The sequence below is a fragment of the Picosynechococcus sp. NKBG15041c genome (assembly GCF_055380235.1).
In genome coordinates this window covers 2231429-2245476 of record NZ_AP040363.1, presented here as the reverse complement: position 1 = coordinate 2245476, position 14048 = coordinate 2231429, and the positions used below count along the sequence as shown (strand labels likewise).

The 14048-nt window shown below is 49.3% G+C and carries 14 protein-coding genes; 4 read left to right on the top strand and 10 right to left on the bottom strand.

Annotated elements, in window-relative coordinates; all coding sequences use genetic code 11:
- Window position 1 precedes the first annotated feature (1 nt).
- The 7 genes from ACZ45B_RS10770 to ACZ45B_RS10740 form a co-directional block, all read right to left on the bottom strand.
- Window positions 2-775, bottom strand: coding sequence for a cupin domain-containing protein (locus tag ACZ45B_RS10770; protein ID WP_464674869.1), 774 nt, complete (start codon window positions 773-775; stop codon window positions 2-4).
- Between the two features lie 53 nt (window positions 776-828).
- The gene (locus ACZ45B_RS10765) at window positions 829-1137 is read right to left on the bottom strand and encodes a putative quinol monooxygenase (RefSeq protein ID WP_038027780.1); all 309 of its coding nucleotides are present in this window, start codon (window positions 1135-1137) and stop codon (window positions 829-831) included.
- A 323-nt stretch (window positions 1138-1460) separates the two neighbouring features.
- Window positions 1461-2519: a photosystem II D2 protein (photosystem q(a) protein) gene (gene psbD / locus ACZ45B_RS10760; protein ID WP_096416042.1), complete on the bottom strand. Its 1059-nt coding sequence runs from the start codon at window positions 2517-2519 to the stop codon at window positions 1461-1463.
- Window positions 2520-3020: 501 nt separating this feature from the next.
- Complete coding sequence (locus ACZ45B_RS10755) at window positions 3021-3626, bottom strand: TerD family protein (RefSeq protein WP_024546080.1); 606 nt, start codon at window positions 3624-3626, stop codon at window positions 3021-3023.
- Window positions 3627-3648: 22 nt separating this feature from the next.
- Entirely contained in the window at window positions 3649-5265 is a 1617-nt protein-coding gene (gene prfC, locus ACZ45B_RS10750; protein WP_024546081.1) for a peptide chain release factor 3, read from the bottom strand.
- Window positions 5266-5307: 42 nt separating this feature from the next.
- Complete coding sequence (locus tag ACZ45B_RS10745; protein ID WP_051352937.1) at window positions 5308-6075, bottom strand: PD-(D/E)XK nuclease family protein; 768 nt, start codon at window positions 6073-6075, stop codon at window positions 5308-5310.
- 57 nt (window positions 6076-6132) lie between these two features.
- Window positions 6133-6738 carry a DUF4087 domain-containing protein gene (locus ACZ45B_RS10740; RefSeq protein ID WP_024546083.1) on the bottom strand — a complete coding sequence of 202 codons (606 nt, stop codon included), beginning with the start codon at window positions 6736-6738 and terminating at the stop codon, window positions 6133-6135.
- A gap of 212 nt (window positions 6739-6950) precedes the next feature.
- Between ACZ45B_RS10740 and leuS the strand changes: the two genes are divergently transcribed.
- Window positions 6951-9509 (top strand): leucine--tRNA ligase, encoded by a 2559-nt coding sequence (gene leuS / locus ACZ45B_RS10735; RefSeq protein WP_464674868.1) that lies wholly within the window; start codon window positions 6951-6953, stop codon window positions 9507-9509.
- 98 nt (window positions 9510-9607) lie between these two features.
- On the opposite strand, the gene ACZ45B_RS10730 is transcribed toward leuS, so the two are convergent.
- Window positions 9608-9859 carry a hypothetical protein gene (locus ACZ45B_RS10730; RefSeq protein ID WP_024546084.1) on the bottom strand — a complete coding sequence of 84 codons (252 nt, stop codon included), beginning with the start codon at window positions 9857-9859 and terminating at the stop codon, window positions 9608-9610.
- A 292-nt stretch (window positions 9860-10151) separates the two neighbouring features.
- On the opposite strand from ACZ45B_RS10730, the gene pyrR reads away from it, so the two are divergent.
- A complete protein-coding gene (pyrR, locus tag ACZ45B_RS10725) occupies window positions 10152-10685 on the top strand; it encodes a bifunctional pyr operon transcriptional regulator/uracil phosphoribosyltransferase PyrR (RefSeq protein ID WP_024546085.1) in 534 nt (177 codons plus the stop codon).
- 117 nt (window positions 10686-10802) lie between these two features.
- Window positions 10803-11441 carry a DUF3386 domain-containing protein gene (locus ACZ45B_RS10720; RefSeq protein WP_024546086.1) on the top strand — a complete coding sequence of 213 codons (639 nt, stop codon included), beginning with the start codon at window positions 10803-10805 and terminating at the stop codon, window positions 11439-11441.
- Window positions 11442-11504: 63 nt separating this feature from the next.
- Here the strand turns inward: ACZ45B_RS10720 and ACZ45B_RS10715 are convergent, their stop codons facing one another.
- Complete coding sequence (locus ACZ45B_RS10715; protein ID WP_024546087.1) at window positions 11505-12812, bottom strand: cytochrome P450; 1308 nt, start codon at window positions 12810-12812, stop codon at window positions 11505-11507.
- A gap of 127 nt (window positions 12813-12939) precedes the next feature.
- Here ACZ45B_RS10715 and ACZ45B_RS10710 point away from each other — a divergent pair, with 127 nt between their 5' ends.
- Window positions 12940-13746: a tetratricopeptide repeat protein gene (locus tag ACZ45B_RS10710; protein WP_024546088.1), complete on the top strand. Its 807-nt coding sequence runs from the start codon at window positions 12940-12942 to the stop codon at window positions 13744-13746.
- 57 nt (window positions 13747-13803) lie between these two features.
- Here the strand turns inward: ACZ45B_RS10710 and ACZ45B_RS10705 are convergent, their stop codons facing one another.
- Window positions 13804-13974: a metallothionein gene (locus ACZ45B_RS10705; RefSeq protein WP_071990949.1), complete on the bottom strand. Its 171-nt coding sequence runs from the start codon at window positions 13972-13974 to the stop codon at window positions 13804-13806.
- Between the last annotated feature and the right edge of the window lie 74 nt (window positions 13975-14048).

Sequence of the window (14048 nt, the reverse complement as noted above, 5' to 3'; positions counted from 1 at the left end):
TTTAAAAGCAATTCACAGAAATTTTGCCTTGGTTATAATCATTGATTGCCTGAATGATTCGGGCTAAGTTTTGATCGTCATTTAATCCTGCCAAGCCCTTTGGTAAACTACTGAATACACCATCGACATACTGAAAGAAGAAATAACTTTGATTGATGCCATACTGTGTTGCTTGGGTGACAAATTTTTCCCGGGCTTCATCGGTAATAGCGGGTAAATTATTCAAATCTTCAATGGGAATTCCCACATCTTGAAAATATTCTCGAATGCCACCATCTTTATACTCATATTCTGGAGAGCTGGGATCTTCTAACCAAATAAAAGTTAAAGGTTTAATGACATTAGAAGTATTGCTAAACCCATGTACTCGATACTTTGGGCCATAAACAATTTGTTTAGGCTCGGTATTCACGGTATAAACGATGGCATTTCCCGCCTGATCTGAGGTAGCAGGCTGATTAAGGTCAGGGTATTCTTTAATGCTTTGAAACAGTCTTAAGTCACCCTCTGGCGTCCAAAACCATTCATTGGTGTAGTGATGAATGTGGGGTAAAGGGCCTGCGCCTGGAGGAATTTGGGCCTGGGCGATCGTAAAGCCAATGTCGTCAGTATTGCAGGTGGCAAATTCAAAAATTTCTCCGGCGGGGCCAAGAATTTTTTCAGTGTTCGCCACATTGGGCATGGGTAAGTTTTCAAGGGTAGCCGCTAAAACGCGATCGCCTAGGGTAAATGAAGCGATTATGACCCAAAAAAGAGCGAGAAGTAGACGCACCATGACTAAAATTGGGAATGAGTGAAGAGTAATTAAAAATTAAGTATTAGCTAAGGTCAGAGCTTTTCAATACCAGAAACTTGATAGATTTTAATCGTCACTGCCCCTTCAAATAACTCTGGAACTTGTGCGGCAAATTGTTGAAAATAGGCAGTTTGAAAATGTTGTTCTAAGGCTTCTCGACTCTGCCATTCTTCAAAGAAAAGAAATTGATTCTCTTCTGTACCATCTTCATAAAAACTATAGGAAATACAGCCAGGTTCAGACCGGGATGGTTGAATGCAGCTTTGAGCTAAATCGAGAAAAGCTTGGCGTTTCTCAGGTTTGACCTTCATGCTCCCGGCCACGATAATTTCAGTACTCATTACGCTTAATTCGTGCCATGTTCATAGAAGTAATGGGGACAATTTCACCCAAAATATGTCGCGATACTCCGCAATCATAGAAATGCAATCTCAAAGGAGTATCGTTTGTTTACAAAAATCAAACTTTGCCCAGGCTCTTTTGAGGAGTATTAACGTCTGGAGAAGGTTGGCTGACAGCCGTCTAATATCTTGGGGACTTGGATTCACAATCTGCTGGGATATCTGTGGCAGAGGGCAATCAAACGCTTTCAAAAAATTACCAATAAAAAACCCTCCACTCGGGAGGGCGAAACTCTAAACCAATCGAATTTCTGAGAGAAGTCTTACAGAGCGTTACCGCGAGGTAGAACTTCTTCGGGGAATACAAATTGTTCGTGAATTTGGTCTTGGGGGGCCATCCAAGCACGCATACCTTCGTTCAACAGAATGTTCTTCGTGTAGAACGTCTCAAACTCGGGGTCTTCCGCTGCACGGATTTCTTGGGATACGAAATCATAAGCACGCAGGTTCAACGCTAAACCGACGATACCCACAGAGCTCATCCACAGACCCGTTACAGGTACAAACAGCATGAAGAAGTGCAACCAACGCTTGTTGGAGAACGCAATCCCGAAAATCTGAGACCAGAAACGGTTCGCGGTCACCATGGAGTAGGTTTCTTCTGCTTGGGTCGGCTCGAATGCCCGGAAGGTGTTCGCTTGGTCACCATCTTCAAACAAGGTGTTCTCTACGGTCGCCCCGTGGATTGCACAGAGCAGTGCACCGCCAAGAATCCCAGCAACACCCATCATGTGGAAGGGGTTCAGGGTCCAGTTGTGGAAACCTTGTAAGAACAGAATGAAACGGAAGATACCAGCAACGCCAAAGCTAGGAGCAAAGAACCAGCTAGACTGACCCAAGGGGTACATCAGAAACACACTGACAAATACCGCGATGGGGCCAGAGAAGGCGATCGCATTGTAGGGACGAATGCCAACCAGACGAGCGATTTCGAACTGACGGAGCATGAAGCCGATCAGACCGAAGGCACCGTGGAGGGCAACGAAACTCCAGAGACCACCGAGTTGGCACCAACGGGCGAAGTTCCAGTTAGCTTCGGGGCCCCAGAGGAAAAGGAGGGAGTGGCCGAGGCTGTCAGCGGGGCTAGAAACAGCAACGGTCAGGAAGTTACAACCTTCGAGGTAGGAAGAGGCAAGGCCGTGGGTGTACCAAGAAGTGACGAAGGTAGTACCAGTCAACCAGCCGCCCAGTGCCATGAAAGCACAGGGGAACAGGAGGATACCGGACCAACCGACGAAGACAAATCGATCTCGCTTGAGCCAGTCATCGAGGACATCAAACCAGCCTCGTTCCTGGGACGCGCGTCCGACTGCAATGGTCATAGGGACGAAGTCTCCAAATTAAATAAGCAACAAAAAGTAGATATAATTTCGGGCTCCCATGGACAGGGATGCCTTGTCTCTGCCTAGCTTCTGCCAAAAAAATGATAGTGAACCTAAGCAAATGTGAGAAAAGTTTACCTTTCTTAAAGAACTATCTTAAGGGATTTCCCTCGATTTGGCGAATTTTCTTGCTGGATAGGGCGATCGCCTGGTTCTTATTTTCGGTTACAGAAAGGGCTCTCAAACAGTGATAATCTCTCACTTATTTCTTCCTGGGTGCCCCATTTTATTTGCGCCAAGCCCTGCTGAGCCGGGTCCTGTCTACTGAGTTCAAGGGCGGCTATTGAAGTTGATTTTCAAGTCAACCCTTAGAACTTAAACAGACAATTTTGTTTTCATCAATAACCAAGGCCAATTGATGATACTAGGCTTAGAGTTAATTTTATTCAAGCCATTATGGTCCGAATTTACGCCTGGCTGGGCATCAAAAAATCAAGAGATCTACAGATATTTTTTGAGCAGATTTTCAGAGAATTGAGGATCGAGTCCCTCCCCGAGGGCCGCCATCGCCCAACCGTTTTCCTCCCGACGCAGTTCTGCCATCAGCATCCCGGTTTTGCCTTGGTAGGTTGCCCCAGAAAGCTGATAATGGGCAATTTCGCGATTATTGCTGAGATCGACCAAACGAACGAAGGCATTTTTAATCTGGCTAAATTCTTGGTTCCGTTGTCGGCCTTGGTAAATGATCACTGCGAAAAGCAAGGTCTGAATCGTGGTGGGCACCAGATCGAGATCGACAAAAATTTGTTCATCATCTCCTTCACCTTCCCCAGTGAGATTGTCTCCCTGGTGGGCGATCGCCCCGGATTTGTGTTTGAGGTTGGCGTAGTAGATAAAATCACTGGCGCCGGTGAGTTTACCCTGGTCATTGAGACAGAGGACACCAGCATCAAGGTCAATGGCCGCCGCTGTTTTTTTAAAAAGACCAAATAGCCCCCCTGATGGAGCCTCCACCATATCCCAGCCAAGGCCCAGCATTACCTTTTGGAGGCCGGGTGCTTCTTTTTTTAGAGAAATGCGGTTGCCTTTTTTGAGTTCAATGGCCATGGGGTCTCACCAAGCTAAACATCTATTTTGCAGCAGAACCAATGGGGGCGATCGCCGATAACTTGAGGTGGGGGTGATCCCCTTGAATTTGGTGTAAATTCCACTCATTTTTAAACAAAATCACTGGGCGATCCCAGAGATCCTTAACGATCATCGTATTAAAAATCTTGCCCGCCTTCTCTAGGGCTTCCCACCCATTGGTCACCCAGCGCGCCACACTGTAAGGAATCAATTCGAGGGTACTTTCTACGCCATATTCACTCTGGAGCCGGTGTTGCACCACTTCAAACTGTAGTTGCCCCACCGCCGCGAGAATCGGTTCGCGCTTAAACTCATTAGTTGAGTACATAATTTGCACGGCCCCTTCTTCCTGTAGCTCTGTGACTCCTTTTTGGAATTGTTTGAACTTCGAGGGGTTGGGATTTTTTAGGTAAGCAAACAGTTCCGGTGAGAAACAGGGAATACCGTCATACTCTAATTTTTTGCCACAGTAAATGGTGTCACCGATCGCAAAAACCCCCGGATTGTTCAGGCCAATCACGTCTCCGGCATAGGCTTCTTCAAGGGATTCGCGACCCTGGGCAAAGAGCTTCTGGGGTCGGGAAAGGCGCACGGTTTTCCCCGTTCGGGCATGGCTGACGGTCATGTCCTTTTCAAATTTCCCGGTACAGACCCGCACAAAGGCAACGCGATCGCGGTGCTTCGGGTCCATATTTGCCTGAAGCTTAAACACAAAGCCCGTAAATTCTGGGTAAGTGGGCTCTAGATCCCCTAGGGTGGAAGCGCGGGGTTCTGGTTTGAGGGCATATTCTAGGAACGCATTCAGGAAAAGCTCTACCCCAAAGTTGGTCATGGCGCTCCCAAAGAAAATGGGGGTTTGCTTCCCAGCATGAATAGCTTCTAGGTCAAAATCGGCACCAATTTCTTCGAGAATTTCCAGTTCTTCCTGGAGCTGTCCATAGAGTTCGGCATCAAGGATATTTTCGAGAGCTGGGTCATCTATTTTATAAACGGTTTCCGTGGCTGCCTTTGTGCCGTGGGCGGTGCGCTCAAACAAATGCACTTCTTTTAAGCGACGGTCATAGACCCCTTGGAACCGGTCTCCCATGCCAATGGGCCAGTTCACGGCGTAGGTTTGCAGGCCCAGTTCCTGTTCAATTTCATCGAGCAATTCGAGGGGTTCTCGTCCAGGGCGATCGAGCTTATTGATAAAGGTGAAAATCGGTAGCGATCGCAATTTACACACTTCAAATAATTTGCGGGTTTGTGTCTCTAAACCCTTGGCCGCATCCACTAGCATGACCGCGTTGTCTGCTGCCGCCAGGGTGCGATAGGTATCTTCACTAAAGTCCTGGTGACCGGGGGTGTCCAATAGATTGATCTGATAGCCGTTGTAGAGAAATTGCAGCACTGTCGAGGTGATCGAGATTCCCCGCTGCTGTTCCATCTCCATCCAGTCGGAGGTGACCTTGCGCTGTTCCCGCCGTGCTTTCACCGCCCCGGCTTCATGGATAGCCCCACCGTACAGAAGAAGTTTTTCCGTAAGGGTGGTTTTCCCCGCGTCGGGGTGGGAGATGATCGCAAAATTCCGGCGGATGCGGACGGCTCTTTCTAGCTCGGTGAGCAATTCAGTGGACATAAATCTGGTCTGATGGGCGCGCTTTTTCGCTAAACGGTCTGTTTACAATTGTACTGCCTCGATTCCGCCCAAGAAGTCTTCTAGACTTTGATCCCCCAGAAAATCCGCAAATGCCGAATTTTTCGGTTGTTGGTGGAGCGGACAAAAAGGGCAACTTTGCTGATTTGGGTGGCGCAAGGCAGTCCCCTGCTGAAAATATTGGTCTAAATCCTTTTGGAGTTGTTGGAGTGTTTCGGTGAGCTCGTTTTCAATTTGCTGATGCCAAGCTTGGTCATATGAGAACGTGAGGGATTGGGGCCTTTCTTCCGGTGCCACAAACCAGTAGGTCATTGTCAATTGCTCGGGTAAATAATTTGTTGTTGCAGCCATGACATAGAGATAGAGCTTTGTCTGCCAATGATTTTTTAAATAGCTACTGTGTTTGGGTTGACGGTAGGTTTTCCAGTCATAGATCTGGAGGGTATTTTCACCGAAGGCAATCCAGTCGCAGATGATGGTCAACAAAAAATTGCCAATAGTTAGGGTACGGCGATATTCGGCGGCAGTTTGTTGGTGGGGGGGATGTAGGAGCTGGGGCTCAGCTTGCAAAAGGGCTGTCAGCGCTTGGCGTAGCTTAGGCTCGGTGGTCACATGCTCTAGGGGAAGGCCCAATTGGAGTTGCTGCATTGCCTGGTGAAATTTTGTCCCCCATTGTTGATTTTCTAGACTGCTAGGGTCACTGGGGGCAACAAGCTGCTCTAGATAAACGGCTTGAAAATCGGGAGGACAGCGCTGAAACCGTTCGAGGTGGGCCTGGGACAGGTAAAACATGGGGATTTCTCCGGGGGCGATCGCCTTTCCCCCTAGATTACAAAACCGGAGGCGAGTTTACGGGAAAAGATTAGCCCAGCGATTGAGGGCCGGGTCTTGCTGACAAATGGCGATCGCCTGGGCGCGGACATTCCGAATTTCGGCGATTGTGCCTGTGCTTGGGTTAGCGCGCACATCCATGCAAGCGCACCCATAGCCATAGCTGCCGGCATTGGTGACCACCCACTGGTCTGGGGCAAAGTTTGGCCAGTCCCAATCCGCTGCTACCTGATGCCCTCCTTGGACGCCGATAATCCATTCCCTGTCTGCGTCATAGAGGGAAATATTGCCTGGAGTCGGGTTTGAGAACCAACCGCAGCGGGTTTCCAGGGAAGTAGAAGTTGTCGGTTGGGGTGGAGGACTTACCGGGGGCGGTGCCTGGGCGATCGCCTGAGGATTTTCCGGTGCAGTTTGTATTGCACCACCCCCATTTCCCGCAGCATTTTGCTCCGGTGTCTCCCGAGTCTCACCAGTCCCGGCACGCGTTGAAGGACTACCAGAAGCATTTGGATTTACCGTCTCTTCTGTGGAAGGACTTTGAGAATTAGAACCCTGGCTCAAACCACAGGCTGTCAAGCTAAAGACAACCGCAACGAGACATAAAATCCCTCGAACTTTGGCCATTTCTTTATCATTCCTTGGGAATAGAACAAGATTACCCTTTGTTTCCCTTGCCATTCTAATCGGGAAAGTCTTCCCTATCTCTAGAAAGTCTCGTTTTTACTGAATTGATTAAAATTGCAAAAAGCATGCCGACCGTAGGCTTCCTCTGCTTCAATGCCGTCATCGGAAGGGTAAAATAAGCCACTGACCCCATGAGTTACGGAGAACCAAGAGTGGAAACGCGATACAGTGCCGCAGACATCGAAGCTAAATGGCAACAGCAATGGCTAGAGCTTGGCTTAGACAAAACCCCAAGCCAAAGTGACAAGCCAAAATTTTACGCTCTGTCGATGTTTCCCTATCCCTCCGGCAAGCTCCACATGGGTCATGTGCGCAACTATGTAATCACCGATGTCATTGCCCGCTACAAAAGAATGCAAGGCTATCGAGTGCTCCATCCCATGGGTTGGGATGCCTTTGGTTTGCCCGCAGAAAATGCGGCGATCGACCGGGGGATTCCCCCCGCGCAATGGACCTACCAAAATATTGCCCAGATGCGAGAGCAGCTCAAACAGTTAGGCCTCTCTATTGACTGGGACCGGGAAGTGGCCACCTGTTCTCCTGACTATTACAAATGGACTCAATGGCTCTTTTTACAGTTTTATAAAGCAGGCTTAGCCTACCAGAAGGAAGCGGCGGTAAACTGGGACCCCATTGACCAAACGGTCCTTGCCAATGAGCAGGTAGATGCGGAAGGACGATCCTGGCGATCGGGGGCGATCGTTGAAAAGAAATTACTGCGCCAATGGTTCCTGAAGATCACCGACTACGCCGAAGAGCTTTTACAAGATTTACAAAAGCTTGGGGGTTGGCCCGAACGGGTGAAGTTGATGCAGGAAAACTGGATCGGTAAATCTGTTGGGGCTCATTTAGAGTTTCCCGTTGTGGGCAGCGCTGACAAAGTGGCGGTCTTTACCACGCGCCCGGATACGGTGTTTGGGGTAACCTATGTTGTCCTTGCACCGGAACATCCCCTCGTCGCGAAAGTGACAACCCCAGAACAGCAAGCCGCCGTGGATGCTTTTATCGCTGAGGTGAGCAAGGAAAGTGAGCAGGAACGGACCGCCGACGATAAACCGAAAAAAGGCGTTGCAACTGGGGGGATGGTAACTAATCCCTTCACGGGGGAAGCAGTGCCCATTTTAATCGCCAACTATGTGCTCTATGAGTATGGGACCGGGGCAGTGATGGGCGTGCCGGCCCATGATAGCCGTGACTTTAAGTTTGCCCAGGAGAATAATCTCCCCATCAAAACAGTGATTATTCCAGAAGGGGGTGATGCCAGTGCAACACTCACGGAGGCTTATACCGAGGCAGGCATAATGGTCAACAGCGGCCAGTTTGATGGTTTGGTTTCGATCGAAGGGAAAAAGGCGATCGCCCAATTCGCGACAGAAAATGGCTGGGGCCGAGAACAAATCCAATATCGTCTGCGGGATTGGCTGATTTCCCGGCAAAGGTACTGGGGCTGCCCGATCCCAATGATCTACTGTGATGATTGTGGCGTCGTGCCTGTACCGGATAGCGATCTGCCCGTAGTGCTACCCGAAGATGTGGAATTTTCCGCCCGCGGGGGCTCCCCCTTGGCCCAGATGGCAGACTGGCAGGCGGTGGACTGTCCCTGTTGTGGCAAAGCGGCCCGCCGGGAAACCGACACCATGGATACGTTTATTGATTCGTCCTGGTATTTTCTGCGCTACACCGATGCGAATAACACAGAGCAGCCCTTTGCTTTAGGCCATGTTAATGACTGGATGGCCGTCGATCAGTATGTGGGAGGCATTGAACATGCCATTCTTCACCTGCTTTACTCCCGCTTTTTCACAAAGGTGGTGCGCGATCGCCAACTGGTTTCTGTCGATGAACCCTTTAAGCGTTTGCTAACCCAGGGGATGGTGCAAGCCTTGACCTACAAAAATCCCCGCACGAATAAATATGTGCCCGCCGATCAAATTGATCCCAATGATCCCAAGGATCCAGAAACCGGTGAATCCCTGACGGGTTTCTACGAAAAAATGTCCAAGTCCAAATACAACGGCGTCGATCCGGCCCTGGTGTTAGACAAATATGGGGCAGATACAGCGCGGATGTTTATTCTCTTTAAAGCTCCCCCCGAGAAGGATTTAGAGTGGGATGACGCCGATGTAGAAGGGCAATTCCGCTTTTTGAACCGAATCTGGAATTTAGTCGCCGCCTATCAAGCCGCTGACATTACTGTACAAGCCGCAGGGGAACTGTCGAAGGAAGAAAAAAACCTGCGCCGGGCCGTCCACACGGCGATCAAAGAAATCCAGGAAGATCTTGAAGGAGACTATCAATTCAATACGGCGATCGCCGAGCTGATGAAACTCAACAACGCGATTAAAGAGGTTAAATGCCTGAATTCCCCCGTTTACAAAGAGGCGATCGAAACGCTGATTTTATTACTAGCCCCCTTTGCCCCCCACATCGCCGATGAGCTCTGGCTCAGTCTCGGTCACAGCGAATCTATTCATACTGTCGCTTTCCCGCAACTGGACGAAACAGCGCTCACTGTCGATGAAATTACCATCGTGATCCAGATCCTTGGTAAAACTCGCGGAACCATTCAAGTTCCGGCGGGGATCGGTAAAGATGACTTGGAAAAAACCGCTACGGCCTCTGACATCGCCCAACGGTACATCGCGGGCAAAGAAATCCGTAAAGTAATCGTTGTGCCCAATAAACTGGTGAACTTCGTGGTGACGCCGTAAGTTCGCTACCCAGATAAATCTTCAGGGGTTGAGTCCAGACGAAGGGCCAACCCCTTTTTTTAATGGCAAAAGTCAAGCAGATTCCGAGAAATACTGCTTCAGCCCATCACAGCAAAGGCAGGCAGGGGCTCTGATGTCGACATATGCGCCCGATAACGGGGATCAAGCCAAGCCTTTGGTAGTGGTTCTCCCGAAGGAAATATTAGTTCAGCTTTTGGGTAAAGTTCTGGATCTTGCATCTCTTCGCCAGCATGGGCGCGGCCCCAAACTTCCCCTTTAAAGGGGTCCCATAAATCATGCAAGTTCAGTACTTCGATCAAAATATGCTCTGGTGCATGGTTGAGAAACATAACAAACCTCCGCAGCAACTTAGAACTCATTAAAAATCACGAGACTCAGGCGTTTGAGGGAATCTATCGAGGCAATTTACCTAAACAATCAAGCTTACTCTTTATATTTGGCCTAAGCCCAAGATCAAAAAAACAGACAAACTTACTCTTTCGATCTACCTACAGCATGGCACTGGCTAGAACAAAGTGGCGTTATTTATGAATTTTTCTAACGGTCTAGGGGGGCGATCGCCAATTCCCATTCACCCAAAACAAGCTCTACAATGACAATAATTTTTTCAAAAACTGGCCCATGACAAAGAGCGTCATCGAAATCCTATCCGCTGAGGAGATGCGTCGCACCATCACCCGGCTCGCTTCTCAAATTATTGAAAAAGCCGGTGATTTGCAACATTTGGCGCTCCTGGGGATCCATACCCGAGGCGTTCCCCTCGCCGAAAATATCGCCAAGCAAATTGAAATCCTCGAGGGGGTGGCTGTACCCGTAGGGGCCTTAGATATCACTTTTTATCGAGATGACCTAGACCAAATTCGGGTGCGCACGCCCTCAAAAACCGATATTCCCTTTGACGTCAATGGAAAAAATTTAGTGCTGATCGATGATGTGATCTACAAAGGCCGCACCATCCGCGCGGCCCTGAATGCCGTTAATGACTACGGTCGCCCGGAGGTGATTCGTTTGGCGGTTTTGGTCGACAGGGGCCACCGCCAATTGCCCATCCAGCCAGACTTTACCGGGAAAAAACTCCCCACTGCCAAAGAAGAAAAAGTGAAAGTCTATTTCCAAGATCTCGATGGCCATGATGCAGTAGAGCTGATCAAATAATCGAGCACATACCTTGATCGCGATGGTGAAGGCGGTCAACCGCACCTTGTCGCCAACCCTCTCGGAGTGTCAAGCTAAAGATGGTCAAAATATAGTCACCACTGTCGGAGTTTAACCATGACCCAGACTTTAACTGCCCAAGATGCTTTCCGGGCTGCCTACGAAAACCGCTACACCTGGGACGAAAAATTCCCCGGCTTTACGGCGACGGTCACTTTTACCCATGGGGAACAGACCCACACCGGGAAAGTGGCGATCAAGGCGGATATGTCCTTTGAAGTGACGGGCATTGAGGCCATTGGTGCCCAGAAAGAAATCGAAGGGCAATTGTGGGAAATTACCGTTCACCGGGTGCGTCGCACTTTCGAAGAAAGCCACGGCAAAAACAGCTTTGAATTCGGCGAAACATTTGCCGATGGTTCCCAGGAAATCAAAGTCACTGGTGCAGCCATGGGCAATTCCTACAAAATTCACAACAATGTCGTCACCTTCGTCAACCGGAAAATCCGTGATGTCATCGTTAATATCAACACTTTTGATGTGCTGAACACCGCTGAGGGGTATTTATCCCAGGGCTATGATTCTGTTTATTTTGATGCGGCAACCCACGAACCCAAGGGCACGAAAAGCTTATTTCGGGACAGTTTCGAGAAAATCGGCGGTTATTATCTCCTCACAAAACGGGAGATCACCTACGTTGAAAATGATCAAGTTGTAGATCAAAAAGTCTTCACCTTCACAGATATTCAGTTCTAGAGCTTGATTCTGGGGGAAATTTATCCCCCCTTTTTTTTGTCAAACACAGAAAGGCGACCGCCTTCATCGTCTTGTTAATTTCACCTGTAAACCAGAACGGGGATGGAGGGAAGGTATTCGGTCAAGGGAAAGATCTTGGCCGGGCAATAATTCCCAGTCATAGCTTCTGAGGAGCAGCGCCAAGAAAATTTTCATCTCCAGCTGGGCAAAAGCTAAACCGAGGCAGACCCGGGCGCCACCCCCAAATCCCACGAGACTAAATTCAGCATTTTTGTATTCATTGCGTTCAGGACTAAAGCGGTCTGGATCGAAGACATCGGGATTGCTGTAGATTTCACCGCTGCGGTGGGTCGGTTTCACTTGGTACAGCACCTTCCAGCCAGCGGGAATATGATAACCCCCAAATTCAAAAGGCTTCACCACACCCCGAAAGCCCCCGGCCACTGGTGGATACAATCGCTCTACTTCCTTGAGAATTTGGCTGAGATAGGGCATTTGTTTAAGTTGTTCAAAGTCCAAAGGCTCCGAAAATTGCGCCTGTTCTTGGCGGGCCTGGGCTAAGACTTTTGGGTTTTGGGCGAGGGCCATGGCGGCGGAAATGAGCATCGAGGTGGTGGTTTCGTGGCCGGCAAAGAGCATCAGTAAGGCCTGCACTTTGATTTCTGCATCGGATAGGGCGTTTCCGTCTTCATCTCGGCTCTGGAGCAGTAACCCCAGGGCATCATTACGGGGATTTTGGCGGCGCGAGGCGATCGCCTGTTCGATATGCTTGAGGAGTTGATCCCGTGCTTTGAGGGCTTTGCCATAGGTGGTAAAAGGCAAACGAATCGGAAAAGCAAACAATCCTTGGGTCAGCGCAGTAAAAATTTCAGAAAGTCGGCTTGTTTCTGGGCCAGATTCACCGCCCACCAGTAGCACACTGGCAATTTCAAAGGTCATTTCCTTCAGTAAAGGGAGCCAGGTATAGTCTCCCAAGTCCGCACAGGTTTCGAGGTGGCGGGTGGCGATCGCCTCCATCGTGACGAAATAGTTTTGTAAGGCGGCCCCATGGAAAGCCGGCATCAAAAGCTTACGGTTACGTCGATGCTCGGCCCCATCCTGAAGAAAGAGGGATTCTCCTAACAGTTCTCGAAAATTCGCGGGCCACCCTTCCCGCCAAGAGAAATGCTCAAAGTGGGTCGACAAAATTAATTTATTCGCTTCCGGCCCAGACATCACCACTGTGGGTTGACCCAAAATATTCGTTCGAAAAATAGCTCCATACCGATTGGCACGCTTCTCGGCAAAATCTGGATCAAAAATAAAAGCGAGGGTTTCCCCAACAAAAGGTAAACCGTTCCTACCGGGGGGCAAAGGCAATTGTGGAATCATGGTCTAATTTTCGGGTGCGGACTGTTGTTGATTGTAAACATCTCCCCCCAGAAAAAGTAGTGGCGGCAGCAATTCTCACTATGATGGAAAGCATCACAAAAATGGCAATTATTGGTGGAGTTTTCCCATGGGGCGTATTTTTCTTGGGCTGCTGGGTAGCATCGGTTTGACATTGGTCTTTGGGGGAGGCATGACTCCGGCGATCGCCCAATCTTCTTGTTTATCGGCAACCTGTCCAATCGCCCAGAACCTAGAAGAAAAAGGAATTGTGATCGATGGACTGCTCCGCGAAGGGGACGCCTACTATGACCAGGAACGCTATGATTTAGCCCTCGAAGCTTATGAAGCAGCCTTGAGTCTCGACCAAAATGATGACCAAATTTGGTTGAGTCGGGGATTGGCTTTGGGGGGACTTGAACGCTATGAAGAAGAGCTGGCCAGCTATGAACAGGCGATCGCCCTCAATCCAGAGCGGGGTTTACTGTGGTACAACCAGGGCGTAACCTTGGGAATTCTCGGTCGCCATGCGGAAGCGATCGCCAGCTATGACCAAGCCGTAGCATTGGATCCCACAGATGCCGATGCCTGGTACAACCGCGCCCTAGAACTGGGAGAACTGGGCCGCCCGGAAGAGGAATTACTCAGTTATGAACAGACATTAGCCGTTGATCCTGCCTATCTGGATGCCTGGTTTAACAGTGGTTATGTGCTCGCAGACTTGGGCCGCCATGATGAGGCGATCGCTGCCTATGAAGCCCTCTTAAATCTAGATCCCAATGACGCTGAAGCCTGGAACAATCGTGGTATTTCCCTCGAAAAAATGGGCCAATATGAAGCAGCTTTAGCTAGCTATGATCAAGCTTTGGCGATTGATCCTGATTACGGCGATGCCCTCAATAACCGCGAGCTAGTGTTAGAAATTTTGAACCCCTGAGACATAAAAAATATCCGTCGTTTAGGGCGGATATTTTTCCAAACTAACTGGGTATTGTTACTGGTGACAGGTGCAACCAGTATGACCACATCCTTCACTTCCGTTGGGGTGGCCATCGGCACAGGCTTGGCTACAATAACCCTTCCCTTCCTTTTGGATCGCGTTACTGAGCTCAACAATACAAAGACAAGATTCACAGGCACACTTCATTTGGGTCACAGTTACCATGGGTTGTTTCTCCGGGGTATGCTTTTTCAATGGCTGAACAGTTGTTCATATTCTAGACCAACACATGAGCAATT